Genomic DNA, 25,838 nt, shown 5'->3' on the forward strand with positions numbered 1-25,838 from the left:
CAGGGCGACTTGGCAACCACCTCAGTGTCTTGACACACCTTCGGACCATGCGTTAGGGCGCCACGAGGCCCTGGCAAGGTGATGTTGGGGGCGGTGCCGTACTTCGCTCAGTCTTCCTGCCGGAGGCTCCGTACACCGGTCGAGGCCCTAGCCGGAGCAGCTCGTCGCCCGTGAGCTGCCATAGGGACTGCATCCCCTGAATCGTCTATTCGCAACTGATGTGGGTGGCGTTCGGCCGCATCAGGGCGGGCCACACCGATGAGTCGCGTAGCGCCAGGCTAACGTCGATTCCGACTGACTCGGTGGCGGCCATGGCAGCGCGGAGGAACTGGACTGCAACTCCGTCATTGTCGACATACCGCGCTTCCTTTGCCCTGCGCCGACGGTAACAGACATGCGGTCGCCGCCAAAGGCATGGGAAACGGGCTTCCGGATTGCTCCAAAGACCCTTCTCGCCTGCATCTTCTGGTGGGGTGTTCACGAGAGGTAGCGACCTGGCGGGATTGGGACCGTTTGCAGATCGCTTCGCTGCGAAGCCCCGGACGCGCAGGGCGGGTGAACCGGGGGCGGAACCGGGGCCAGGTCAGGGAAGTCCCCTATTTCTAGGCGCCGTGATCTCCAGTTGACTGTGTGACCGTGTGCGCAGCGGCTCAGCCTGGCCGGTTGCAAGAAAGACGGAGATCAGATGAGCCCAGCCCAGCAACCCGTGTCAGGAATGACATTCCGATCGCTGCGCGCCTTCTTGGCCATAAGCTTTGGATTGACATGGGGCATCGCCCTGCTCCTGATTCTCTTCACGGCCCAGATCGAAGCCGTCTTCGGCGAACTCAGCCTGACGAACCCGCTGTTTATTCTGGCCGTCTACGCTCCCGGTTTCGCCGGTGTATCACTGGTATGGCGTCACTACGGACTCAAGGGCCTCGGCAGCTATTTCCGGCGCCTCACCTTGTGGCGGATGCCGGCCGCCTGGTGGGTCTTCCTCGTGGCCGGTATCCCGCTCCTGTTCTACGTGGGAGCGGCGATGAAGGGAACGATCAGCGATCCCTTCCCGTACTCACCCTGGTATGCGGTACTACCGGCCCTGGCGATGCACCTTTTCATCGGGCCCATCGAAGAGTTCGGCTGGCGTGGTGTCGCACTACCTCTGTTGCAGCGCCGTATGGCGCCGCTCTGGGCGAGCCTGGTTTTGGGCGCGATCTGGGCCCTGTGGCACCTGCCCGCCTTCCTCCTTAGCGGGACGCCGCAGAGCGCCTGGTCGTTCGGCCCGTACGTCATCGCGGTCATTGCCATTTCGGTCATCGTCACGCCCATGTTCAATGCGGCGCGGGGCAGCATCCTCGTCGCGGTCCTGTTCCATTTCCAGATGAACGGGCCTGCATGGCCCGACGCCCAGCCGTGGGACACGCTCGTGTTCGTTGTCGCGGCCGTGATTGTTGTCGTGCTGAACCGGAAGTCCATGTTGAGCCGCGACGGGGCCGCGACGGAAATCCTCATGCCGGAGCCCGTTACATCATCAGTGAAGTAGCCGAACGTGAACAGGCCGTGTCACAACGGAGTAGAGCAGGGCCGGGGGCGGCCGACATGGCGCCGAGTGCGGGCCGACTGGCAACGGCCCGCAGAGATCGGTCATCCCGGAGAGGCGAGCCGACGGTCGGCACCGGAGAAGATGAGGAGCCGGACGTCGACCGGGGACCAGGGAAGAGCCCCACAGGACGACAGTCCGGCCGTGGAGTCAACGGGCGGCCGAGGCCAGCGCGATCATGGCTCCCTATGCGTCACTGGGCAGCCGCCGGTCAGCTTGCCGAGGAAGTCATTGGGGTCGTAGTAGTGCTCGACCTCCACCAGCTTAAGGTCGTCGGTTAGCTTTGCCACGCTGATGCCGTACATTTCGACCGTCTGCCCATTGGGCGGGAAACCCTGGTACTCGCCGTCAAACGCGCCCCAGTGGCGCCACTTGAAGGTGACGACAGGTGGCGGGCTGAGCACTTCGAGAACCTCCCAGAAGAATCCGCCGGGGAAAGCCTTGTGGAAGACGCGGTGTGAGGAATCGAAGGTCTCCTGCCCGCTCCGGTAGAAGACGCTGTCTCCGATCAGAATGTTGTAGCTGCCGATCTCCGCGATATCCGCCGCGGTGGCCCACGGACCGCCGTTGACATTGGTCCGGAAACGCTCGGTGACCATCGAGGTCCAGGTCGCCGGATCCTTCTTGTGCGAGACCTCCATCTCGAAGACCTGCACGATCCGCTCGACTACGGCCTCCAGCGAGTCAGGCTCGAAGTGATGCGTCCGCTGTTGCGGCATGACTTCATGTGACAGGTCGTAGTCGGGCAGACCGTCGCGCCATTCACTCGAATCCGCGGCCTCGACCACCGCGGAACGTCCCTGGAGCCATAACGGGGTTTCGGACAAGAAAATTCCATCCTTTCGGACTGCTACCTTAGAAACGAATTAAGCCGGTAAATCCTGATGGATGTGATCTGTCCCGTCAAGCGCCCGGCCTGCGGTGATCCACTTAACTCGATACCGCTCTCGGCTGAGGTCTCCTGACCTGGGCCCTCGATCAGCCGGTTCTCATCCCGCCGACGTCTGAAGGGTGCGTCACCGCGGGCTGCAAGACGGGGGAACTGCGCACACTGGGACAGCGGCTGACCAAGTTGCGTGAGCCCATCGCAGCGGCGAACCGCCGGTCATGACGGGACTGGGTGATGGCATGCCTGCCGTACCTCGACGAAGAGCTCCGCATCCGAGTGACGAACACTTCATGGGTCCCTGCCAAGGATTGACCGGGTTCGGCGGCATCTCGGGCAACCTCGCCATCACGTTCTGGCCCTCCCCCGAGAACGTGGAGCGGCTGGAGGCCACCGCCGTGCACAAGCTCAATCACAACCTGCGGTGGAGCCCGGGCGGAACTGGAGGAACGGAGCGGACGATCCAGGAACTCGCGGCGAGGGCCGGCATCACCAGCCGGACCCTCGTCACTACGACCGCGTCGGGCTCGTGGTCCCGTCCCGGGCCGGCGCGAACGGCTACCGCTACTACAACTCCACCGCAGTCGCCCGGCTACAGCGGATCCTGCTCATGCGCCGGCCCGGCATGGGCTTGCCGACCATCGCCGAGGTCCTGGCGGAGAAACGTGCAGGATCTCAGCTGTCTAGCGTTGCTTGAGGCGGAGAGCTTCTTCGCGGACCTTGACCTGGATGGACCGCTCGTGCTTCAGCCACTCCGGGTTCTCCGCTTTCAGCGCATCGATCTCATCGGTGGTGAGCGGTCCGGTGATCCCACCTCGGGCCAGGCCGGCGATGGAGACCTTGAGCTTCGCGGCGATGACCTGCTTGGTGTGCGGGCCGTTGCGGCGCAGGTCGGCGAGCCAGGCGGGTGGCTTCGACTGCAACTCGTTCAGCTCGTCCCTGGAGATGACACCCGCCTGGAACTCGGCGGGAGTGGCCGAGAGGAGGACACCCAGCTTCTTGGCCGCGGTCACGGGCTTCATTGTCTGGACGGTCTTCGATTTGGGCGAGGTCATGGGGTCAAGAATAGTCAGCCAGAATAGGCTCCTCTGACATCGGTACCCTGAGGAAGTGACTGATGGAGAGACCGGCAGGATGTTTCGACTGGCGTATGTGCCCGGGGTGACACCCGCGAAATGGGTCAACATCTGGGCCGAGAGAATGCCCGGTGTGCCGCTCACCCTGGTCTCGGTTCCCGCCGCCGAGGTGGTGGGAGTCCTGCGTAGCGGCGACGCCGACGCCGGCTTCGCCAGGCTGCCGGTCGACCGGGACGGACTCAGCGTGATTCCCCTCTACGTGGAGACCACGGTGGTCATTGCGCCCAAGGACCACGCGATCGCCGCCGCCGACGAGGTAACGATCGCCGACCTTGTCGACGACGAGGTGTTCCATCCCCTGGACGACACCATCGAGTGGACGGTCCGGCCCGGGCAGCCCGCGTTCATCCGCCCGGCCACAACGGCGGACGCGGTCGAGCTCGTAGCGACCGGCGCCGGGATTCTCATCGTTCCGCTGTCACTGGCGCGCCTCCACCATCGCAGGGATCTCACTTACCGGCCGGTAACGGACGCGCCGCAGTCTCAGGTTGCGCTGACCTGGCCCACGGACGCGACCACCGATCTGGTGGAAGATTTCATCGGCATCGTCCGCGGCCGGACGGCGAACAGCTCGCGGGGCCGCACCCCCGCCTCCCCTGCGGAGAAACCGGCGCAGCGGCAGGCACGAAAGCCCGCACGGAACGGCTCCGCTCGCCGGGCCGCGCCGCCAACCAGCCGGAAACAGCGGGGCCCCCGGCCTCGGTGACCTTCAGACAGATACGTCGCTGCTCACCGGACGACACCAACCGGAGATCCGGACGTACGGGCTCAGCCCACTCCCGCAGCGCCGTGAGACCGTTGGCAGAGGGTTCATCACCCGGAAACCTCGTCGAGCCACAGGCGGTCGCCGAAGCCGCCCCGTTCGGCCCGCTTGTGGCGGGCTGCCTCTTGGAGCTCCTCGAAGGAGAGTCCAAGTGTCTCGGCGAGGGCCCCCAGCACCTCGTAGATATCGGCCAGTTCCCCGAGACGGTCCTCAGGCTCGGCTCGGCGCAGTTCTTCGGCCTCTTCGGCGAGTTTGGCGATCAGCGCGGGGAACAACTCGGCTTCATCGAGGACGCGCACCTGGGCCCTCCGGCCGGCGGACTCGATGATCTCCGGGATCCGGTCACGCACCAGCTTGCCGTACGTGATCGTCTGTTCCTGGCCCAAGATGTCGCCCTCCTGGTCGATACCGCTCGCGTTGACAACCCGGCCTCAACGGCCCCAGCGCACATCAGGTGACCGGCATTCCTAGCAAGAGTCGATGCCATACACATGAAGGGGTGACGCCGTGGTCAGGCCTGCTGCTGCTAAGAAGTCGGACAGGCCGATCTGCCTGCCGGACGTGCCGTCGTCCCACCGAGCGATCAGGCGGCCCTTGTCCCAGGGGGCGACGTCTGGCCCGGGGTGGCGTTCCACGGTGCCCACGCCGCGGCGGTAGTGAAGGTGGAGATACTCGTCTTCGGCCGTCCAGGCGTACCACTGGCTGGGGCAGGCACGGCAGGTCTGCTCAGTGCGGGCGATCACCCACTCCCGGGCTTCGCCGTACTGAGAGGCGGCTGAGGCCTGCTCTATGCGCAACCGCACCTCGGCGTCCACCGCCCATCGCTCCGCGGTCAGTACGGCGGGGCCCCCGTAGCGGGTCACGGAGCCTCCCCGTAGCGGATCACTGGCATCGCCGGGCGGCGAAGCAACGGCTGGTCAGACGGGCTTGAGCCGGGCGTGCAGGAGGCAGAACTCGTTGCCCTCCGGGTCGGCCAGGACGTGCCAGTTCTCCGTGCCGGTCTGGCCGACGTCGACGGGTTTGGCGCCGAGGGCGAGTAGCCGTTCCAGTTCGGCGTCCTGGTCGCGGTCGGTGGCGTTGACGTCGATGTGCAGCCGGAGTTTCCCGGTCCGCGGCTCGTTGCCGGGGCTGAGGATGATGGTGGGCTGGGGGCCGCCGAAGCCGGTGCCGGGTGGCCCGATCTCGATGCTTCCGTCGTCCTCCCTGCCGAGTTCGACGTAGCCGAGGACCTCGCTCCAGAATGCGGCGAGCCGGTCGGGGTCGGCGGCGTCGAGGACCAGCTCACTGATGCGGCATGCCATGCCCGTCAGTGTATGTGGACACCCCGGTCGACGCCTCTCGTTTATAACCCGGTTGTCGGCGTCGGACATTTACAAAGGGCCAAGACCGACGTCGCCGTACCCTCCGCCGACGAGACCGCGGGAGTGGACGACTGGAAGGACTCACGAGGCTGAGCCGGTGCGGCGGCGCCAGAACAGGGCGTCGGGCCAGCGGTTTTCCATGGCGTACACCGCGGCGCGGTTGTGGAGGTAGGTGTCGCAGGTGGTGTCCAGCTCGTTCTCGTAGGCGGAAAGAACACCGGTGTCGCCCGCCAGCAGGGCGGGGACCAGGGTGGCGGCGGTGCGGGCCGTTTGAAGGGCACGGGTCACGCCGCTTCCCGTGACGGGGTCCACGGTCAGAGCCGCGTCGCCGACCGCCAGCCAGGGGGCTGTGTGGTCGGGGCGGTGGAGGCGGTGTGAGGCGGCGGGGAACACCCTGGGGCCCCAGGCAACCATGCCCTTGGCGCGGTTTGCGGTGACGGGGGCGGTTGACGACAGCAGGTCGGGCCAGCGGGCCGGAAGGGATTCTCTACGGCAAATGTCGCCGTCCGTCATCAGCACCACTGCCATGCCGGAAGGGGGAACGGGGGCGGAATACCACCACCCCGACGGCATGGTCTCCACGCACACATAACCTTCGCCGCTCACATCTACCCCGCCGCACAGGACCGTGATCCCCACATGACGGTCGAACAGCACCCTCCCCGCGCCCAGTCTCCGGGCCACCGCGGCGGCGCGGCCCGTCGCGTCGATCAGCACGCGAGAACGCACCACACCGCCCCCCGCCGTCCGCACCAGCCAGCGGTCGTCGGCCGGCCGGTCGCAGCCGACAACCGACGTGTTCTCCAGCAGCTCGGCCCCGGCGGACCGGGCGGCGAAGGCCAGCATGCGGTCGAACGCGCACCGGTCGACGTGCCACCCGCAACCGTGGCGGTTCATCACATAAGACTGCGTCAACGGGTCGGAGCCACCCCAAACGCTGCGTGTGCCGTACGAAACCAGTGGCCCCAGCCCCATGAAACCGTCCCACACCCCCAACTCGGTCAGCAGCGGCCGCACTTCGGGTGCCAACGACTCGCCGGCGCGCGGTCCGCGGAAGTCCGACCTTTCCAGGAGCACCACCCGGTGCCCCTCCAGGGCGAGGCGGCGGGCGGTCGCCGAGCCGGACGGGCCGGCTCCGACGACCGCCACATCGACATCCGTCACGGGTCGGCACGCCCCCGCCGGACCGGGGCGGGCTCGCGGTCGCCGCCTCGCCACACCGCGCCCGTCAAGGTCTTCTCCCGCACGAACACCTCGCCCGCGAGCGTGGTGCCGCGGGCCCGCATCCGGATGCGGTAGACCCCGGGGCCCGTCGTGTCGAAGCCCTCGGTGAAGCGGCCGGGTTCGCCCTCCGGAAGGGACACCCGGGACTGGCCGCCGTCAGGTGCGGTGATCTCCGCCCAGACGTCGGCGTGCTGCCCGAGCGGCACGCCTGACTGCGTCAGTGTGGCGTGCAGAGTGATACGTGCCCCGGGTTCCATGCCTGCCTGGTCGGCCCGCGCGTCGAAGGCGAGGTTGGAGTAGGTGTGCACGACGAGGCCGTACGGCACAGCCAGCCAGGCCGGCGGCTGTTCGGCGGCCAGGACGCCGGCCCGCCGGTCGCGGGCGTCCAGCGGGGCCCTCGATCCTCCCTGTGCGAGGGCGGTGTAGCGGACGGAGGCGTCGGCGCCGTCGCGGGTGTCGTTCGGCTCGGTGCGGGGGAGGCCGATCTTGAGGACGGCGTGCCAGGTGCCGCCCGCGTCGTATCGGTCGGCGGTCAGTTCGGCGGGCAGGGCCAGCCGGTAGTAGCTCACTCCGTCCGCCTGCACATAGCGCATGCCGGGCTCCGAGACTGCCCGCCAGGGTTCGATGAGCTGCCCGCTCGGGGTCTCCACCCGGAAGTCGACGACCCGGGTGGACGGGGTCAGGAGGATCACGTCGACTCCGCTGTCGGCGGCGGTGAGCCGGAAGGGAATACGTTCGACGCGGTCAGGGAGGAGCGTGCCCTCGGGGTCGAGCACGATGCCGGCGTCGCTCACTCCGGCGAGGATCTGCAGGAAATACTTTTGCAGGAGGAATCGACTGCCCGTCTCCCCGGTCATCAGCAGATAGCCGCCGTTGTTGCCGGAGATCGCCTGAAGTGCGGACACACTGATGTTGTGCGGCCGCCCGAGGCCCACCGCGTAGGTGGGCTCGTTGATGCCGGGCGCCACCTCGGAGATCGGGCGGGGGTGGTTCTCCACGCCGCCGGTGACGACCACCAGCGATTTCACGTCGAACTCCGCGGCCTCGCCGAGCGCCTCGCGCCCTTCGGCGATGCCGTCGCCGATGGAGGTCTCGCCTTCGGGGTCGAGTCCGGGGCCGCGGATGGCGTCCTTGACGGCGTTGCGGGCTGCGTCGGACCGGCCGCCCGCGCCGAGCGGCACCACCGGGGACAGCACCTGGGCGTCCTCGTTGAACCCCACGACGCCGACGCCGTCACCCTCCAGCATGACGTCGGCGAAGACGCTCGCTGCCCGCTGGAGCGCGGCGTGTCTGGACTGCCCGTCGGCTCCCTGACCGGACATGCTGCCCGAACGGTCGAGTACAAGCGCCGCGGCCGCCGTCCTGCGGGCGACGGTGTCGCCGATGACGGTGATCTCCCAGACTCCGGTGCCGCCCACCTCCTCCACGGTGAGCTTCTGCGGCGGCAGCACCGCCCCGGCCGCGCCGGTACGGTAAACCACCCACAACCGGGCGGTCACCACGGAGTTGCCCTCGGTGACCTCGACGGTGACGGAGGTGTTGGCGGCGGCCAGCCGGGGGTGCGAGGGGGCGCCGTCCGCGGTGTAGCGCAGGGCCACCGCCCTCGACGGCGAGCTCACCTCGAAGGTGATGGGCAGCGCCGTCTCCCGCACCATGCCCATCGGCCCCTGGGGGACGGCCTGGAAGTTGAGCAGCGGGGTCAGCAGGTGGACGCTCACCACGTTGGTGTCACACCGGTCGACTTCCACGATTTCCGTGCCCTGCCGTACGACGAAGCCCAGCCGGTGCCAGTTGTCCACCATGCTCTGCCAGTCGTCGACCAGGCCGGCGGTGAAGAGCTGGCGGGGTGTGCCCTGGCGGGTGACGAAGTTGGGCCGGGGCACCGGCCACCACTGGTCGCCGCACGCCCAGAAGTCGCTCTGCCAGGGCAGGGCCATGAGGTGGGTGAGGGCGCCCGGTGTGAGGAGGTCGTGGTTGAGGCGGAAGGGTTCGAGATATTTCGAGGCGTCGATGATCGTACGGCTGGAGCCTGGCAGGCCGCCCGCTTCGATGCCGGGCGCGAAGGACCCGCCGACGCACGCCTCCAGGGCCGCCCGGTCCAGGCCGCCGGGTGTGATGTCCTGCTCGGGCGAGGGCGGCCCGGTCCAGTCGTTCTCGTAGTCGCCGTTCTTCCACCGCTCCATATGCGCGTACTGCACGGCGGTCAGCCGGCCGTCGCCGTCCCCGTCGTTGAGGGACGGCATGTTGCCGCCCTCTCCCCCGGGTGCCTTCAGCCGGTCGAAGATCGCCTCGCGCTGCGCGGTGCCGGTGACGGGGTCCGGCCAGGTGTGGGCGCGCCCGGCCGGCGCCACCCATCCGCTGTCGCGGGCACGCTGCAAGACGGGGTGGATGTCGCCGGTGTAGGACGTGGTGGCGGGCGCGGGCAGCAGGCCGCCGTCCACCATGGCCTGGAGGACCCGGTCGTAGAGGGTGATCGAGTTGTCCTGGTCGGGGGCGAACTTCGGCGGCCCGACAAGCACCCACGCGCCGAGTGCCCGGTGTTCCGAGTCGTCGGCGCGCAGCCGGATCGTCGCGGAGACCGGGCCGTCGGCCACGTCGTCATACCAGTCGTCGTTGGCCCAGAAGTCGCCCAGCGCGGTGCCGATCGGTGAGGCCGCCGCGCCATAGCCGCCGAGGACGAGCAGGTGATTCTCCGGGGTGCTGCGAATCTCGCCGAGGGGCACGGTCGTGACCGGGGCGCCGGCGAATGTGATGGTTCCGGTGTCGAACGCCTGCTCCTGGCCGGGGCCGGTTAAGGTGCGCGGGCCGGGGTCGATGCTCAGGTCTGCGGGGGGCTCGTTGTTGCCGCGGTCGGGGTGGGCGGCCTTGGTGTTGGCAAGGTGGACGACCCAGGTTATCTGGGCCTCCGCATCGGTGATCTCCTCGGTCGTGCCGTCGTCGTGGTGGGCGTAGACGCGGAATCGGGCCGCCTGCCGTTTCACCCGGCATTGCGCGTCCTTATATCCGCCTTCGGGTTCCGGACGCTGACCTATCCGCTCCGGGCCGATGAAGAACTCGTCGGGGCTGTTGCCTACCCGGGCGATTCCGATGGCCGGGTGAATTTTGTAGACGGTCGCCAATGCTCCCCCTTCTCGTCGCGCGGCGCTGTGAAGAACGTGAAATCGCGCCCCTACCCCGTCTCCCGTGGCCTGCCTGCCGGTATGCAGCCCGAGGTCGGCGAGTGCCCTCCGTTTCCCAATGCGGAGGGCACCCCGCAAATATGGATTTCCCGACTAGCCATGTCAAGACACTTGTCCACTATCGGCCTTGTTGCAGCAAAAACTCAGGCGAATATCTTTGATTTCACGAGTCAGCCCCTTTGACGGACAAGAGCCCCACAGAGGCCGTCGAATCTCATCCCGCAATAAAATCTGCAATAATCCCAAAATGCCTGCACGCACCGCCTACCACGACGACCTGGGCGACCACTTCGCCCGGCACGCCGCCGACAGCCCCTACAACGCCTACGTCGACCGCCCCGCCATGCTCGACCTGGCCGGGGACGTCACCGGCGCGAAGATCCTCGACGTCGGCTGCGGCGCCGGCCACTACACCGCCGAGCTGCTCGACCGGGGAGCCGAGGTGGTGGGCGTCGACGGCAGCGCCGCCCTGATCCGTCACGCGCGGGCCCGCACCGGCGGGCGGGCCGACCTGCGCCTCCACGATCTGGAGGAGCCGCTCGACCTCCCAGACGGTGCGTTCGACGGCGCGTTGTGTGCCCTCGTCCTCCACCACATCACCCGCCGCGCCCAGCTGCTCGGCGAGTTGCGCCGCGTACTGCGCCCGGGCGGGTGGCTGCTGATCTCGACGACCCACCCGACGGCCGACTGGGTGCACTTCGGCGATTCCTACTTCACCGACGAGTGGGTGGACCTGCCCGTCGGCGGGCCGCTCTCCATCCACTATCAGCGGGCGACCCTGGAGATGTTCCTGACGGAGGTGCTGAGCGCCGGTTTCGTGCTGGAGCGGCTCATCGAGCCGGTTCCCGTGCCGAGCCTGCGGGAGGTCGACCCGGCGGCCTACGAGAAGCTCACGCGGCGGCCGTCGTTTGTCGGGGTGCGGCTGCTACGCCTCTAGCCGGAGCCGGTCGGTTGCCGGGCTTCTGCCGTACAGCACCGTCAGGAGGAATGCGCCGGCAGTCGGCCTGTTCCGCTTCCGCGCCGTGACCGCCCCCACCCCGATCCAGGTGAGGGGCGACCGGTGGACCGGGCTACCCGTTGACCAGCCGGTACGGCTGGCGCGGGCGGCCGGCGTGGGGGGACTTGACGGGGGGCAGGGCCCAGGCGAGGCCCTCCTCGACGAGGTTTTGCAGCACCCGTCTGGCGCTTCGCTGCGCCACGCCGAGGATCTCGGCGACGATCTCCGCGTCGACCACCATCGCCTCCGGGTCGTCCCCGAGGTGGCGCAGGAGGCGGTCGCGCACCTTGACCGCCTTGGACTCGGTCTCGGGCTCGGTCTCCACCTCGACCTTGCGGCGCTGCCGCAGCGGCAGCGACAGGGAGGTGCCGTCGTCGCCCACGAGGAACGCGGCGGCGGCGTCCGAGCCGCGTGCGCGTTCGAGGGCGGTGAGGGCGTTGGCGTCGGCGTCGCGGGCGGTGTGGCCGAGGCCGATGCCGACGTCCACGGCGACGCCGACGTCGGCCCGCACGCGGTCCATGAAGGGCGCGACGGTGAACTCCTCGGTCGCGTGCGTCAGGGCGCCGACGGTGGTGGTGACGACGTAGCTGTTCTCCTCGCGGGGGGCCACGGTGGCGCCCATGAGCCGGACGTCGGCCAGCAGGGCGCGGTGGAGGGAAAGCTTGAGCTCCTGCTGCCAGTAGTTGCCGGGGCCCGAGTAGGTGGGGCGGGCGGAGGCGCCGAGCTCCACCAGCACGATCGCGATCTGCGCCTCCCCCAGCCGGCTCCCGGCGCCGAGCAGCGCCGCGGTGTCGAGGGACTGCCGCACGGTGTCGGTGGTGGGTTTGACGCGGAGCACGGGCACGCCGTCGTCGGCCAGCTTGTCGGCCACGGACCTGACGGTGGTGACGGCGGCGCCGGTGGCGCCGCTCTTGTGCAGGCGTTCGTGGAAGCCGTGGAAGTCGCGCACCGAGTCGGGCCGGAGGTATTCGCACACGTGCACGCCGGAGGCCGGCACGCCGATCTCGTCGTATGCCTCGGCGACCTCGTCCTGGGAGAGGGAGTCGATGCTGATCCTGGCCGGGTCGATGCCGTGCCGCAGCACCCCCCGCAGGAGGCAGGCGTAGAGCCCGGCGCCGCTGACCGGCACGTGGGTCGCCGGCACGGGCAGCTCACCCGTCTGGCGGGCCAGGTCGTGCTGGAGGGGCCCGGTGAAGAGCACGGCGTCGATGGTGCTTAAGATCTTGGATAACCGGTCGGGTATTTCGAGCTCGCAGGGCTGGGACGCCCCGACCAGCCGCAGCGACGCCGCCGACGGCAGGCCCGCGCCGATGTGCACGATCTGTTCGACAAGGTCGTGTGGCCCGACCACTCCAATAGCGATCTTGGACCGCAGGCGCTCCATATCACCTCCCATTCTGCCGAGCAGGGCGGTGACGGCCTCCCTGAGAACCACCGCTCTCTCGTCATTGAGACCTGAGAACATTACCGGTCCCGGCGCGACGCGAGGCGGTCGGCTCCCTCCTTCGCGAGCACTCCGACCTTGACTTCTCCTGTCAGCTAATCGGCTTTCCCCATTCAAGCTACGAGGAAGGCGCCGGGCGGTCAGCCCTCCAGGCGGGCGGCGTCCTCCGGCCATGCCTTGCGCACGCCGCCGGCCTCCAGCCAGCGCTCGTAGCGTTGGAAAACCTGCGGGGTGTCCTCAAGCAGGAAGGTGTAGAAGTCGCGCATCGAACGGAGCTTCACCGCACTGACGGAATGCGGCTCACGCGCCATCACCTCGTCGTCGAGCGTGTGCAGCAGCTTCCTCAGCTCTTCGTCGCCGTTGAGCTGCGCGCGCTGCCACGCGTCGAGCTCGATGCGGAAAAGGTCCCGGCGGGTCTCCACCGACACCTCCCGGTCGACCAGCCCGAGGGAGTTGAGCAGCCGGGCCATGGTGGAGATCGACGACGAGCTGGCGGACAGGTGCTCGGCCAGCTCACGGCTGGACAGGTGCGGCTCGTCGGTGACCAGGAGCGCAGCGAGGATCCGGCAGGCCATGGGCGGCAGGATCCCCTGGAAGAGCTCGGTCAGCCGGTCGACGAGCGCCGCCTCGCCGAGGTCGCCCGATTGCGCTTTGGGCATGTTCCCATCCCTCTGCCGAAGCCCGCGCGGGAACCCCGGCTGGTGTCGTCTGTGCGATCGCTGTCGTCTGCCGACAGGCGCGAGACCTTCGCTCGACCTCCGGTGGACTGCTCTCAACTTACCACGTAACGTCGTTCAGAGATTTCTGAATAGCCATCAGTATTGACTAAACGGCACTCGCCATCGAATAATCGCCGAAATCCCTGATACGAGCAGCTCTGGAGATTTGGTGCCCGCAGAACCCTCCGATCCACGCGCCAGTTCCCGTCTGGCCGAGCTCGGCGACGACTACTTCACGACGTTTCTCGCCAGTGACCCCTTCAGCGCGAGCATGCTCGGCCTCCCCGGCTACGACGCCCTTGTGCCGGACCCGGGCTTGGCCGCGAGGGACGCGCTCGACAAGGACCTGTCCCGCATCCGGGCCGCGCTGGAGGAGGTGGCCGACGGCGACCTGTCCGACGAAGACAAGGTCACCAAGGGCGCCCTGACCCGCGCGCTCCACGACGGCCGCGCCGAGCTGCGGCACGGCGTGTCCGACGTGGCGGTGACGGCGAGCATCGTCGCCCCGCAGATCCAGATGCTCCACGCCGTCGCATCCATGCCGGTCACCGACGGCGACCGGGGCCGCGACTACCTCTCCCGCCTCGACGGGCTCGACGGCTTCCTGGACGGCTGGCGCGACGTCTACCTCGCCGCCAAGGCCGGCGGCAGGTTCCCGGTGCGGGCGGGGGTACGGCAGGCCATCGGCCGGCTCGACCGCAATCTCGCGGGCGACGTCGCGGCCGACCCGCTGCTGCGGCCGGTGGCGGGCGGCGACGAGGCGGCCGAGCCCTTCCGCGAGGAGGCGCTGCGGCTGATCGAGGAGAAGGTGCGGCCCGCCGCCCGGCGCCTGCGGGACACCTTCGAGCGCGACCTGCTCCCCGTGGGCCGCTCCGACGACGAGCCGGGCATCTGTCACATCCCCGGCGGGCTCGCGGCGTACGCGGACGCCATCGCCCAGCACACCACCACATCGCTGACGGCCGAGGAGATCCACCAGATCGGCCTGACCTGCCTGGCCCGGCTCCGCGAGGAGTTCGCCGAGGTGGGCGGCAGAGCGCTCGGCATCACGTCGGTGCCCGAGATCCTGCGCACGCTCAAGGACGACCTGTCGCTCAGGTTCGAGACGTCCGAGGAGATCGTGCGGCTCGTGGACGGCGCCCTGGAACGTGCCAAGGGGGCGGCGGGCGACTGGTTCCCCGCCTACGACATCCCGCCGTGCGTGACCGAGGAGATGGACGAGTTCGAGGCGGCGGCCGCCCCCGCGGCCTACTACCGGCCCCCGGCGCTCGACGGCTCCCGGCCCGGCACCCACCGGGTGGCAACCGTCGACCCGCGCTCGCGCTCCCGCTTCGAATACGAGGCGATCACCTTCCACGAGAGCATCCCCGGCCACCACCTGCAGCTCGCGGTGTCCCAGACACTCACCGGCCTGCCTGACTTCCGCCGCCACCTCGGCGCCGCGCTCACCGCCTATGTCGAGGGCTGGGGCCTCTACGCCGAGCGGCTCGCCGACGAGATGGGGCTCTACAGCTCCGATCTGCAGCGCCTCGGCATGTTGTCCACCGACGCCTGGCGGGCGTGCCGGCTCGTCGTCGACACGGGCCTGCACCACTTCGGCTGGTCCCGGGAGCAGGCGATCGCCTTCATGCGCGACAACACCGCCACCAACGAGGCCAACGTCGTCAACGAGGTCGAGCGCTACATCACGATGCCCGGCCAGGCACTCGCCTACATGATCGGGCGCCGCGAGATCGACCGGCTGCGTGACGAGGCCCGTGCCGTACTCGGGCCCCGCTTCGACATCAAGGAGTTCCACGGCCAGGTCCTCGGTCACGGCGCTCTGGCGCTGGACGTGCTCGACGACACCATCACCCGCTGGGCCGCCCGGGCCACCCGCTGAGACAGGAGACCACGATGACGCAGACCCTTGAATCGCCCAGGCTCACCCGTTTTCTGAAGGCGGTCGAGAACGGCGAAGCCGACGCGGCCGACGCCCTGGCCGACGAGCTCAAGGCCTCGGGCGGCCCCCTCCTCGACGAGCAGGAGGACGGGAGCGTGCTCGTCACGTTCGTCTACATCGGGCAGGCGAACACCGTACATCTCAACAGTCAGGCGACGGCGGACGTCGACGGCCGTGGGCCCCTCATGACGAGGGTCCCCGGCACCGACGTGTGGTATTTCTCCGCGCCGATCAGCGACCGGAGACTCTCGGTCACCTACCACTTCCAGCTCGACGACCGGATAGCCGAGATGTCGGCGGTGGAGATGATGCAGCTCTTCCGCGAGCCGCCGAAGGTCGAGGCGATGATGCGGGAAGCCGTGCTCCACTCGCGGCCCGACCCCTTCAACCCGGACGAGAGCATCCACAAGATCGAGGATCTATTCGAGGAGGAGGAACGGTGCCTGCTGCGCACTTCCGTGCTGAGCCTCCCCGACGTCGACCGGGCCACGTGGTTCGGCCCACCGCGCCTTCCGGGCGCGACCCTCCACACGCACACCCTGCGCTCGGAGATCCTCGGCAACGAGCGCAAGGTCGTGGTCTACCTGCCTCCCGTGCCGCTGCCGGAGAGCGGAGATCACCCCGTTGTCGTCGTGCAAGACGGCGACGGCTTCCTGAGCGACGGCTTCGAGCACATCTTCACAAATCTCATCGCGGACGGCGAGGTTCCGCCTTTCGTGGGGGTTTTCATCTACAACCCCACGGTCATGTCGCGCATGGAGGAGATGAGCTGTCAGCCGCAATACGCCGCGTTCTGCGCCGACGAGCTGATGCCGTGGCTGCGGGAGAAGTACGGCGTGACCGCCGACCCGGCGCGCACCGTCGTGGCCGGGTGCAGCTATGGCGGGCTTGCCTCGGTCTGGCTCGGCTACTCGCGCTCCGACGTGTTCGGCCGGGTGCTGTCGATGTCCGGGTCTCTGTGGTGGGGCAAGGTCGGCTTCTTCGACAACGAGGGCGGGCCGCTGGAGTTCGGCCGTGACGACGAGCCCCAGTGGCTGAACCGGCAGTTCGCGTCCGCGCCCCGCAAGCCCGTGAGGTTCTGGATCGACGCGGGCACGCTGGAGACCAACCCGCTGGAGGACGGCGTCAGCCTGCTTTCGGCCAACCGCAACCTGCGCTCCGTGCTTGAGGCCAAGGGCTACGAGGTGCGCTACCACGAGTTCTCCGGCGGGCACGACAACGCCGGATGGCGGCGCTCCCTCCCGCTGGGCCTGCGCTATCTCCTCGGCGCCTGAGTCCGCTCACCCGCTTTTACTCAAGGGAACCACGCATGACGACATCCATGATTCAGCCGGCCGTCGATTCTCCGAGGATCAGCCGCTTTCTCCAGGCGGTGCACGAAGGCGAGGCCGACGCGGTCGAGAGACTCCAGAGCGACCTGCGGGAATCGGCGGGCCCGCTCCAAGAGGAGATGGAGGACGAGAGCGTCATCGTCACCTTCGTCTACATCGGCCCCGGCGACCAGGTCAATCTCTACTGCCAGCTCGTCGTCGACCCGGGGCAGATGAACAAGGCGATGACCCGCGCCGACGGCACCGACGTCTGGTATCTGTCCCACCGCGTCACCGACAGGAAGCTCTCAGTCGGTTACCGCTTCCTCGTCGACGACCCGATGGTCTCGCTCAGCATGGACGACGCCATGGTGCTGATGCAGCAGCCGGACAAAATGACCGCGCTGATGGACGAGAGCGCCCGCTGCTCCCGGGACGACGCCTTCAACCCCGACCGTTTCGACATCGGCATGGACCAGTATCTCGACCCGGCCAAACCCCATGTCACCGTGTGGACCTCCGTACTCAGCCTGCCCGATGTCGACCCGGTCACCTGGCACGGCCCGGCCCGCCTTGAGGGCGCGACACTGCACACGCACACCTTCCGCTCGGAGGCATTCGACAACGAGCGCACCATCACGGTCTACACCCCGCCGGTGCCGCTGCCGGAGGGATGCGACCACCCGGTCGTCTTCCTGATCGACGGGGAGATGATGCTGGCCGAGGGATACGACCACATCCTCACCAACCTCATCGCCGCCGGGGAGATCCCCCCGCTCGTCGGGGTGTTCGTGCACAACGTGTTCGCCGACTCGCGCATGCTGGAGATGAGCTGCCGGCAGGAGTTCGTCACGATGTACGCCGACGAGCTCATGCCCTGGCTGCGCGCGGAATACGGTGTGACCGCCGACCCGGCGCGCACCGTCGTGTCCGGCTCCAGCTACGGCGGGCTCAGCTCAGCCTGGCTCGCCTACAACCGCAGCGACGTGTTCGGCCGGGTGCTGTCCATGTCGGGCTCCCACTGGTGGGGCAAGCGCACCGCCTACGGCGCCGACTCAGGCCCCTACGACTTCGGCCGCGACGACGAGACCGAGTGGCTGACCAGACAGTTCGCCACCGCTCCCCTGCTTCCGGTCAGGTTCTGGATCGACGCGGGCACCCTGGAGAACGACCCCGGCGTCGACGGGCTGAGCCTGCTCTCCTCCAACCGCAACCTGCGCACGGTGCTCCAGGCGAAGGGCTACGAGGTGCGCTACCACGAGTTCTCCGGCGGGCACGACACCGCCGGATGGCGGCGCACCTTCCCCCTCGGCCTGCGCTATCTGCTGGCCGGCGGCCACGACGGCTGACGCCGTACCTCTCGAAGTCGCGCGGTGGCGGGGGCCGCCGCGCGACCCGCCCCTCCTGACCACCCCACCCACGCCACCCGCGCACCGCGCCACCTCACCTCCGCGCGGCGCGCCCTCTCAGGAGAGAGCCATGTCGAAAGCCCACGCCGAAAGCCCCCCGGAAGACGACTCCTCCCCCGCTGCCGAAGGCGTCTCATGGACGGTGACCGCCTCCCTCGGGGTGATACTGGCCTCGATCGCCGCCATCGAGGCCATGCCCGCCGTCGCACTTCCCCTGCTTCAGCGCGAGTTCAACACCACCCCGGCGGGCGGCTCGATGCTGATCGTGGTGTCCGCGCTTATGGCAGCGGTCATCTCTCCTCTCGTCGGCAGGCTCGGCGACAGATACAACGGGCGTGACGTGACGCTAGTCCTCCTGCTCGTCGTGGTGATCGGTGGCACGATCTCCGCCCTCGCCCCTACCCTCGCGCTTCTGGTAGTGGGCCAGGTCTTCCTCGGCTGCGGCATCGGCTTCATGCCGCTCGCCTTCGTGCTCCAGCGCAAGCTTTTCCCGCCGGCCAGGATGAAGGTCGCGACGGGGATCGTCATCTCCACGTTCATGGCCGGCGGCACCGCGGGCGCGCTCCTCGCGGGCCCGATCGCCGAGGGGCTGTCGTGGCATTGGATGTTCGGCCTGCCGACGATCCTCATGACCGCCGCCGGCCTCATCTTCATGCTGGTCACGCCGCGCGCCCCGCTGGCCTCGCCACCTGTGCGCGGCGCCTTCGACTGGGCCGGCGCGATCCTGTTCACCGCGGCGCTGATCGTGCTGACGCTCTTCGTGTCGATGGTGTCCGACGCCGGGCTGTTGTCGGTGCCGTCCCTCGCGGCCCTGGCCGTGCTCGCGGGACTTGTCGCGCTGTGGGTCCGTGCCGAGAGGCGGGCGAAGGAGCCGCTGGTCGACCTCAAGATGCTGCGGGGGCGTGCCATCCAGGGTGTGGCCGTCGTGGAGCTGGCCGCCGCGGTGGCCAGTGCGTTCGGGATGTTCATGCTGCCGCAAATCCTCGCGGCGCCTACCTCGACGGGTTTCGGGCTCGGTCAGTCCATCACCGTCATCGGTTTCACCCTGCTGCCGGCGTCGATCGTCGCCCTGGTCGCGGCGCCGCTCGGCGGCCTCGCCGACGCCCGTTTCGGATCACGCGCAGTCGTCCTCGCGGCGACCGCCGGGATCGCGGTGTGCCTCGTGCCGATGCTGACACTCCCCTCGCAGGTGTGGCACTACGTGGCCTTCATGGTGGCGTACGGCACAGCCCAGACGTTGACGATGACCTCGCTGACCAACGCGGTGATCTCCGTGGTGGGCCCGAACGAGACCGGCATCGCGACTGGGTTGTTCATGGTGATCCGCTCGGTGGGCACGTCCCTCGGCACCCCCGTCGTCGCGCTGGTCATCACCGCGGGCCCGGACGGTCTGGGCACCGCCGACAGCTACGTGATGGGCTACGCCCTGGCCATCGGGGCGTTCGTCGTCACGGCGGCCCTCACCTTCTTGATTCCGGGGCGTCGCGCCACGACCACGGCCTGAATTCGATCTTGAATGCCCCGTGGTCCACGGTGGATCATGGGGCATATGTCGGAGGTTGTGATCGATCCCGAGGTTCCCGAACGTTCGCGGAAGCTGCTTCAGGAGCACCCGGAGGCACTCCACCCGCCCGGAACGCTCCTCCGTAAGCCGCGCTTCGGCGGGCGAACCTGGCGGGACCTCGGGATGTGCCTCCTGCACGCGCCCGGATGGGCACTGCTGCCCGCGGTCATGGGGTCGTTCCACCGCGGCGGCGTCCAGGTCTTCGGCTTCCTCGCGCAGGCCGGGGTCATCTGTGCCGGCGGTCTCGCGGTCTACACCGGGACCTCACTCCTTTCGGTCGCGCCGGCCGGCGCGGCGGTCGCGGCCGGGGTCATGTTCGGGTTGTGCGGGGAAGGCGAGGCCGCACGCCTCGGGCGCACCCTGCGCGACCGCTATGTTCGGCCCGAGGACCTCGGCGACAGCGAGGTCGACCTGCTGCACAGGGCCGGGTCCGCGGTGGCCGCCGTGCTCGGGTCGGAGGTGAACAGGGCCGGGCTGCTCGACGACGTGCGCAACACGGTGACACTGCCCGCCCAGGTGTGGGAGATCGCGCAGACACTCGCCCAGGTGGACGCGCTGCGCAGAGAGCATGAGGCGGTGCCGGACCGGCGGGACCCGAGGATAGCCGTCATGCTCCACGCGCAGGGCGAAGCGCTCGCCCTGGCGACCGCGTCGGTGACCCGGCGCGTCGGCGCCCTGGAGGACTACGCCGTCCAGGTCGTGGCCGCCGACGACGCGCTGCGCCGGTGGGAGACCGCGCAGCGGCTGTCCACCCGGAGCGACGCCTACCGGGAACTGCTCGCCAGGACCGTGCGGGACGAACTCGCCGTCACCCAGATCGAGGGCCTCACCGAGGACGCGCGCAGGATCGAGGAGGCGCTGCTCAGCAGCGTCGACCAGGCGCGCAGAAGCGGCCTGCGCCTCGTCGTGCCGGTCAAGGAGGCGAGCTGATGCCGCTCTCACCCGGAGGACGCAGACTGCACGACCCCGTGCCCCGCTGGATGAGCGGATTCGGGGTGGTCGTCGTGCTCGCCTACGCCGGGGCCTTAGCCGCCGCCCCCGCCGTGGAGGACCTGCTGGCCCGGCGCGTCTTCACCGCGAAGGTGGAATACGAGGTCACCGGCAACGGCCTCGCCGACGTGGAGACGGCCCTCCCGGCGCGCAGGCGCCTCACGGGCGCCGAGGTGCCGCTGAAGCGCCGGCAGACGCTCCATCGCGGCCAAGAGGCCGTGGTCACCGCCTCGGGGGTGGGCGGCGCCATCGTCGGCTGCCGCCTCACCGTCGACGGGGTGCTCGTCGCCGCCGACGCCGGTCAGCGGGCGACGTGCGCGGTGACGGTCGGCGACACCGCGGCCGGCCCGCCGGAGGGCACGGACGACGTGCCCGCGACAGGCGAGATCGCGGAAAGACCGAGGTTCGAGGGCCGCACCTCGCCGGTCGAGGGCCGGCTGACCGACCCGGAGGCCGGCCTCTCCTACGCCCGCCTCGGCGGCGCGTGGGGCCCGCCCCGCGGCGGCGAGGACACACCCGTGGTCGCCGGGGGCGCGCTCACGCTGTGGCGCCACTCCCTGCCCGAGCGCGGATGGTTCTCGGCGTACGGCTCGGGCCTGCTCAACCCGGGGCTCCTCTACCACGTCACCCCCGAGAAGGACCTCTTCCCCGCCGCCCTCGCCCAGCAGGACGCCCTCACCCGGCTCGCCACCCCCGGCTGCTCCTACCGGGACCTCGCCTCCCACCCGCTCACCGTCGGCGGCCGTCCGGCCTGGCTCATCACCAGGGAGGTCACCCTCAGCCCGGAGGCGAACTCCACCGTCCGCAGCGAGATCAACACACTGGTCCTGATCGACACCGGCGACGTGCGCCCGGCCTACTTCTTCGTCACCATGGCAAGCCCGGCACACGACCACCTACCGGACATGAAGCGCCTGGTCTCCTCCCTCCGCGTCATCTGACCTCATGCCTGCCATATGCGGCTGCGGAGGTCGCCACCTCTGACGATCTGGATCCGCCAGGGTTCGAGGCGGAGAACATGCAGCTTGGGGTCCTCGGGCGAACTCCAGAACCGCCCGAGGTCGTAACCCGCACCCCTGGGGCTGGTCCGGAGGTAGAGGTCCCACACATGACGCCTCACCTCCGGATCGTCGTCCCACGCGGCCACCGTGTCGATCGCTACGGCGTTGTGGCCCCGGGACGTCAAGTAGGAGAAGTTGGTGTGGGGATTGCCGGCGATGTGGGCGGCCTTCACGGGGGTCTTGTAGGTCGCAAGCCACCCGAGAGGCACCCCGTCGACCACGTCCCATACCGGAATCAGCACCCGCGTTCTAGGCCGCCCTTTGGCGTCCACGGTCACCATCGTGGAGTAGACGGTGCTCCCCACGTAGGCGTCGAACTCCTCTTTCATCTCGGCGAAAGTCTGCACCTTGGACGTCATCTCAGCTCCTCAGTAGTTCCGTCCCGCACTCATCGCCAAGTGCGAGGGCTCCCGGCTAATTCCCGAGGAGGGAGCTCACGTGGGGCGAGGTACGCGCGTCCTCGCGCCGGGCGCGGAGACAGCCGCCGTATGAAGACACAAGCCCGGTGCACGGATGGGTCGTGGCGTTATCTGCCCGATGTGAACTCGCTGCGCGACGCGTCGAGGCGGGGTGCCGACGGGCCCGGCTCCTTGGGGGAGGCGCGGGCGCTGGTGCGGCGGGCTCTGGACGCCGGAGGGCATGACAACGTGGCCGTCGTACTGTTGCGCGCCTAAATAACGGCGGCGACCGCATTGAGGTTTGGTCAAGGGTGCTCTGCCGTACTGGACTTTACGGTCAGGACCGTTATAGCGTGCGGGCAAAACTTCACAAGGGAGCCAGCGACATGATCCCCCGCCGCCGATTCCTGCTGGGCACCGCCGTGTCCACCGCGACCCTGGCGCTTCCGGCCACCCCCGCCCTGGCCTCCTCCGGCCCGACGACCCCGACTGCCGCCTCCAGAGTGCCCGAGGGCACCGTCACCGATCTCGGTCCCGCCAGCGTCGCCAGTCCGCTGGGCAACGGCGAGTTCGTGGGTGACGTGCTCTACATGGGCTCTCGCGGCCTGTCGCCCAACGTCGTCGGTGCGTGGGACCTCACCAAGGACACCATCACCGCGCACCACGACATCCCCAGCGGTGTCGGCATATGGGCGATGTGCAAGGTCGGTAACGACGTCTATGTGGGCACACACTCCCGCTCCGACCTCTACAAGATCGACACCCTGACCGGCGAGACCCGCAAACTCGCCGAATATCCCGACCCCTACATCTGGACCATGGCCTCCTCGCCCGACGGCAAGATCTACATGGGCACGTCCCTGCCGGGCCGCGTGGTCGAATACGACCCTGCCACGGGCACGAGCCGCGACCTCGGCCAGCCCGCGCCCGGCGAGTCATATGTCCGGAGCATCCAGGCCGACGCCACCCACGTCTACGCCGGTGTCGGCAGCAATGCCCACCTCGTCGCGATCGACAGGCGCACGGGTGAGAAGCGCAACATCCTGCCCGCCGAACTCGCCGACCGCGACTGGGCGTCCAGCATGTCGATCTCCGACACCCACGTGGCGGCCGGCCTCAACTCGCTGGCCGAGCTAGTCGTGCTCGACAAGGCCAACCCGGCGGACTACAAGGTCGTCAAGGCGACCGGCCCGGGTGAGAAGTACATCGTGTCGGTTCACATCTTCGACGGCTGGGTCTACTTCGCCGGCCGCCCCTCCGGCACCATCTACCGCTATCAGATCGCGACCGGCGTCTACGAGGTGCTCGGTGTGCCGTTCCCCGAGGCGGCCACCTGTCGTGTGCTCGAGCACGGCGGCAAGATCTACGGCCTGCAGGACACGGGCGTGTTCGTCTACGACCCGGCGAACGGGAACATGGACTACCGCAGCCACGTGCAACGCGGATTCCGGGCCGCGGCCGAGGCGCCCATGTCGGTGCACTCCGACGGCAAACGGGTCTACGTCGGCGGCAAGAGCGGCGCCGACATCCACGACCTGGCCAGCGGCAAGGTCACCCGGCTGTCCATCCCCGGCGAGCCCAAGACCATGATCACCCACAAGGGTGTCACCTACCTCGGCATCTACACCCAGGCCGCGCTCTACTCTCACCGCGCGGGTGAGGCCGAGGCCAAGCTGCTGTTCCGCACCGGCAACCAGCAGGACCGCCCCAGGGATCTGTGCGTCGACCGGCTGACCGGCCTCATCGTGATGCCCACCCAGTCCGAGCCGGGCCACCCCAACGGCGCCCTCGACGTCTACAACCCCCGCACCGGCAAGCTCGACACCTACCGCCCGGTGATCGACCGCCAGACCGTCTTCTCCGTGACCGCCGTGCTCGGCACCGTCTACCTCGGCACCAGCACGCAGGAGGGCCTCGGCTCCCCGCCGGTCACACCCAACGCCAAACTGGCCGCCTTCGACCTGCGCACCCGCAAGGTCACCTGGCAGATCGAGCCACTCCCCGGCATCTCCGCCGTCACCGACCTCGCGCACACACCCCTGGCGGTGTACGGCATAAGCAACACCGGCGTGCTGTTCGAATATCACCTGCTGAAGCGCAAGATCACCCGCACGCTCAAGGTCAACAACCGGGGCGGCGACCTGCTGATCGCCGGCTTCACCGCCTACACCAGCGACGTCAACGCGGTCTACCGCATCGACCTGCGCGAGTGGACCGTCTCGAAGATCGTCGAGGGTCTGGCGAGCGACTGGTTCGGCGGCGGCTCCAAGCTCAACATCGACCCCTCCCAGAAGGCGCTATACGGCATCAAGGGCCGCAACCTCATCAAGATCGCGATCTCCCCGCACCACTGACGGTGACCGGAGACCCCGCCGTGCTGCGTGCGGCGGGGTCTCCTCATGTCATGACAGTAAAAAATTTTAGTATCATCCATACATGTCACTTCGTATGGCCTTACTGACGCTGATCGCCGGGGCACCCCGCAGCGGATATGACATCGGGCAGGAGTTCGACGGCGTGCTCAAGTTCGTGTGGCACGCCAAACCCACGCAGGTCTACCCCGAGCTGAAGCGGCTGGCCGGAGAGGACCTCATCCGCGAGCAGGACACGGGGTCACGCGGGCGCAAGCCGTACGAGATCACCGAGAAGGGCGTCGCGGAGCTTCGCGCCTGGCTGACCGGCACCTCGGCCGACCATTCGCAGCGCAACGAGACCGCCCTGCGGTCGTTCGCGCTGTGGACGGTGAGCCCCGCCGAGGCCGGGGACTTCCTGCGCGAGGAACTGGAATACCACCGCGCCCGCCTGCGAGGCATGCGCGCGCTGAAGAACGGCCTGGACCTGTCGCAGGCCCAGGACCGGGCCGCGCTGCTCGGCGTGGAACTCGGGATCCGGCGGCTGGAGGCGATGGTGTCGTGGGCCGAGTGGGCGATCGAGAACGTGGCGGCGTGGCCGGAGGGGTCGCAATGAGCCTCGGATACGAGGAGTTCGGCACCCCTTCGGGGACGCCTGTGCTCTTTGTCCACGGTTACGCCTCCTCCCGGTGGGCGGCAGGGTGGACGTTGTCGGCCGGCACACTGGACAAGTACGGCGTGCGCGTGGTCTCGGTCGACCGGCCCGGATACGGCAGGTCGAGCCCGCAGGCCCAGTGGACGCGGGACACCGTGGGCGTCCTCGACCGTCTTGGGATCGAGCGGGTGGTGGCCGTGGGCGTGTCCATGGGAGCGTCGTCCGCCTTGCGCCTCGCCGCCGCCCACCCCGGCCGCGTGGCAGGCGTCGCGCTGCTCGGCGGCATGCCGCCCGTCCCGGTCGGCGAACGCTGGGCACCGGCCAGCCGCGCCGACGCTTTCTACTGGCGGCTCGCCCGCCGCGCCCCATGGCTGCTCGGCGGATTGTGCGCCATGAGCGCCAAGGCGATGGCGTCGGCAGCCAGCGGCGACGCCGCCGCGTTGACGGCGCGGGTGGGCCGGGCACTCCCCGAAGCCGACCTGCGAGTGTTCCGCACCCTGACGAGTACGGCGGAAGCCGCCTTCATCGCCGACATCGCCGAAAGCGCCCGCCAGGGCGGCGCGGCCATGGCACACGACCTGCGTGCGCATCTGCGGCCCTGGGGGTTCGAACCGAAAGAGGTGGACATGCCGGTGCATCTCCTCCACGGGATCGACGACCCGAAGGTGCCGGTGGACCTGGTGCGCCGCCTCGCGGCCCGCCTGCCCCGCGCCACGGCCGACTACCTGCCGGGCGGCCACTTCGCGGCCTTCGCCGACCAGGACGCACTGATGGGCGTGCTGCTGCGGCTCGCCTCCGGCTGAGGCACGGGCCCCGGCGGATGCGGGGTATCCACGCGGAGACGGCCCGCCGGTAGGCCTCGTAGGC

The 25,838-nt window shown here is 68.9% G+C and carries 24 protein-coding genes; 14 read left to right on the forward strand and 10 right to left on the reverse strand.

The annotated features are described in order from the left end of the window. Positions 1-685: 685 nt before the first annotated feature. Complete coding sequence (locus Ssi02_RS26160) at positions 686-1,525, forward strand: type II CAAX endopeptidase family protein (protein WP_204030226.1); 840 nt, start codon at positions 686-688, stop codon at positions 1,523-1,525. Between the two features lie 233 nt (positions 1,526-1,758). On the opposite strand, the gene Ssi02_RS26165 is transcribed toward Ssi02_RS26160, so the two are convergent. Continuing rightward, positions 1,759-2,409 carry an ester cyclase gene (locus tag Ssi02_RS26165; RefSeq protein WP_204030227.1) on the reverse strand — a complete coding sequence of 217 codons (651 nt, stop codon included), beginning with the start codon at positions 2,407-2,409 and terminating at the stop codon, positions 1,759-1,761. A 588-nt stretch (positions 2,410-2,997) separates the two neighbouring features. Between Ssi02_RS26165 and Ssi02_RS38890 the strand changes: the two genes are divergently transcribed. Then, entirely contained in the window at positions 2,998-3,165 is a 168-nt protein-coding gene (locus tag Ssi02_RS38890; protein ID WP_239129715.1) for a MerR family transcriptional regulator, read from the forward strand. Here Ssi02_RS38890 and Ssi02_RS26175 read toward each other — a convergent pair. After that, positions 3,152-3,490 (reverse strand): DUF5997 family protein, encoded by a 339-nt coding sequence (locus Ssi02_RS26175; protein WP_239129717.1) that lies wholly within the window; start codon positions 3,488-3,490, stop codon positions 3,152-3,154. The two genes, Ssi02_RS38890 and Ssi02_RS26175, sit on opposite strands and share 14 nt — an antisense overlap. A gap of 112 nt (positions 3,491-3,602) precedes the next feature. Between Ssi02_RS26175 and Ssi02_RS26180 the strand changes: the two genes are divergently transcribed. Next, entirely contained in the window at positions 3,603-4,310 is a 708-nt protein-coding gene (locus Ssi02_RS26180) for a LysR family substrate-binding domain-containing protein (protein ID WP_204030229.1), read from the forward strand. A 107-nt stretch (positions 4,311-4,417) separates the two neighbouring features. Here the strand turns inward: Ssi02_RS26180 and Ssi02_RS26185 are convergent, their stop codons facing one another. The 5 genes from Ssi02_RS26185 to Ssi02_RS26205 all read right to left on the reverse strand — a co-directional run bounded on the left by Ssi02_RS26185 (position 4,418) and on the right by Ssi02_RS26205 (position 10,071). Beyond that, the gene (locus tag Ssi02_RS26185) at positions 4,418-4,753 is read right to left on the reverse strand and encodes a nucleoside triphosphate pyrophosphohydrolase (RefSeq protein WP_204030230.1); all 336 of its coding nucleotides are present in this window, start codon (positions 4,751-4,753) and stop codon (positions 4,418-4,420) included. Between the two features lie 81 nt (positions 4,754-4,834). Then, on the reverse strand, positions 4,835-5,230 hold the full coding sequence (locus tag Ssi02_RS26190; RefSeq protein WP_204030231.1) for a hypothetical protein: 396 nt from the start codon (positions 5,228-5,230) through the stop codon (positions 4,835-4,837). A gap of 54 nt (positions 5,231-5,284) precedes the next feature. After that, positions 5,285-5,668 carry a VOC family protein gene (locus tag Ssi02_RS26195; protein ID WP_204030232.1) on the reverse strand — a complete coding sequence of 128 codons (384 nt, stop codon included), beginning with the start codon at positions 5,666-5,668 and terminating at the stop codon, positions 5,285-5,287. Between the two features lie 141 nt (positions 5,669-5,809). After that, a complete protein-coding gene (locus Ssi02_RS26200) occupies positions 5,810-6,892 on the reverse strand; it encodes an NAD(P)/FAD-dependent oxidoreductase (protein ID WP_204030233.1) in 1,083 nt (360 codons plus the stop codon). After that, complete coding sequence (locus Ssi02_RS26205; RefSeq protein WP_204030234.1) at positions 6,889-10,071, reverse strand: LodA/GoxA family CTQ-dependent oxidase; 3,183 nt, start codon at positions 10,069-10,071, stop codon at positions 6,889-6,891. The genes Ssi02_RS26200 and Ssi02_RS26205 overlap by 4 nt, the downstream gene beginning before the upstream one ends. Before the next feature lie 307 nt (positions 10,072-10,378). Between Ssi02_RS26205 and Ssi02_RS26210 the strand changes: the two genes are divergently transcribed. Further along, on the forward strand, positions 10,379-11,068 hold the full coding sequence (locus Ssi02_RS26210) for a class I SAM-dependent methyltransferase (RefSeq protein ID WP_204030235.1): 690 nt from the start codon (positions 10,379-10,381) through the stop codon (positions 11,066-11,068). 133 nt (positions 11,069-11,201) lie between these two features. Here Ssi02_RS26210 and Ssi02_RS26215 read toward each other — a convergent pair whose 3' ends face one another. Continuing rightward, the gene (locus Ssi02_RS26215; RefSeq protein WP_204030236.1) at positions 11,202-12,563 is read right to left on the reverse strand and encodes a GTP cyclohydrolase IIa; all 1,362 of its coding nucleotides are present in this window, start codon (positions 12,561-12,563) and stop codon (positions 11,202-11,204) included. 149 nt (positions 12,564-12,712) lie between these two features. Beyond that, positions 12,713-13,231 (reverse strand): MarR family transcriptional regulator, encoded by a 519-nt coding sequence (locus Ssi02_RS26220; protein ID WP_204030237.1) that lies wholly within the window; start codon positions 13,229-13,231, stop codon positions 12,713-12,715. Between the two features lie 229 nt (positions 13,232-13,460). Between Ssi02_RS26220 and Ssi02_RS26225 the strand changes: the two genes are divergently transcribed. The 6 genes from Ssi02_RS26225 (at position 13,461) to Ssi02_RS26250 (ending at position 21,447) form a co-directional block, all read left to right on the forward strand. After that, on the forward strand, positions 13,461-15,173 hold the full coding sequence (locus Ssi02_RS26225) for a DUF885 domain-containing protein (protein ID WP_204030238.1): 1,713 nt from the start codon (positions 13,461-13,463) through the stop codon (positions 15,171-15,173). A gap of 14 nt (positions 15,174-15,187) precedes the next feature. Beyond that, positions 15,188-16,507 (forward strand): alpha/beta hydrolase, encoded by a 1,320-nt coding sequence (locus Ssi02_RS26230; protein WP_204030239.1) that lies wholly within the window; start codon positions 15,188-15,190, stop codon positions 16,505-16,507. Positions 16,508-16,542: 35 nt separating this feature from the next. Then, positions 16,543-17,892 (forward strand): alpha/beta hydrolase, encoded by a 1,350-nt coding sequence (locus tag Ssi02_RS26235; protein ID WP_204030240.1) that lies wholly within the window; start codon positions 16,543-16,545, stop codon positions 17,890-17,892. A 130-nt stretch (positions 17,893-18,022) separates the two neighbouring features. Then, the gene (locus Ssi02_RS26240; protein ID WP_204030241.1) at positions 18,023-19,456 is read left to right on the forward strand and encodes an MFS transporter; all 1,434 of its coding nucleotides are present in this window, start codon (positions 18,023-18,025) and stop codon (positions 19,454-19,456) included. Positions 19,457-19,501: 45 nt separating this feature from the next. Continuing rightward, positions 19,502-20,446 (forward strand): hypothetical protein, encoded by a 945-nt coding sequence (locus Ssi02_RS26245; protein WP_204030242.1) that lies wholly within the window; start codon positions 19,502-19,504, stop codon positions 20,444-20,446. Next, positions 20,446-21,447, forward strand: a complete 1,002-nt coding sequence (locus Ssi02_RS26250) for a hypothetical protein (RefSeq protein WP_204030243.1) — start codon at positions 20,446-20,448, stop codon at positions 21,445-21,447. The genes Ssi02_RS26245 and Ssi02_RS26250 overlap by 1 nt, the downstream gene beginning before the upstream one ends. Before the next feature lie 2 nt (positions 21,448-21,449). On the opposite strand, the gene Ssi02_RS26255 is transcribed toward Ssi02_RS26250, so the two are convergent. Next, positions 21,450-21,926, reverse strand: coding sequence for a pyridoxamine 5'-phosphate oxidase family protein (locus Ssi02_RS26255; RefSeq protein WP_204030244.1), 477 nt, complete (start codon positions 21,924-21,926; stop codon positions 21,450-21,452). Positions 21,927-22,055: 129 nt separating this feature from the next. Here Ssi02_RS26255 and Ssi02_RS26260 point away from each other — a divergent pair, with 129 nt between their 5' ends. From Ssi02_RS26260 to Ssi02_RS26275, 4 genes are all read left to right on the forward strand, one after another. Beyond that, a complete protein-coding gene (locus Ssi02_RS26260; RefSeq protein WP_204030245.1) occupies positions 22,056-22,241 on the forward strand; it encodes a hypothetical protein in 186 nt (61 codons plus the stop codon). A 110-nt stretch (positions 22,242-22,351) separates the two neighbouring features. Continuing rightward, a complete protein-coding gene (locus tag Ssi02_RS26265; RefSeq protein ID WP_204030246.1) occupies positions 22,352-24,319 on the forward strand; it encodes a ligand-binding sensor domain-containing protein in 1,968 nt (655 codons plus the stop codon). An 82-nt stretch (positions 24,320-24,401) separates the two neighbouring features. Next, complete coding sequence (locus Ssi02_RS26270) at positions 24,402-24,932, forward strand: PadR family transcriptional regulator (RefSeq protein ID WP_204030247.1); 531 nt, start codon at positions 24,402-24,404, stop codon at positions 24,930-24,932. After that, positions 24,929-25,774: an alpha/beta fold hydrolase gene (locus Ssi02_RS26275; RefSeq protein WP_204030248.1), complete on the forward strand. Its 846-nt coding sequence runs from the start codon at positions 24,929-24,931 to the stop codon at positions 25,772-25,774. Before Ssi02_RS26270 ends, Ssi02_RS26275 begins: the two co-directional genes overlap by 4 nt. The last annotated feature ends 64 nt before the right edge of the window (positions 25,775-25,838 follow it).

The organism is Sinosporangium siamense, from assembly GCF_016863435.1.
In the GTDB taxonomy this organism is placed as follows: Bacteria; Actinomycetota; Actinomycetes; order Streptosporangiales; family Streptosporangiaceae; genus Sinosporangium; species Sinosporangium siamense.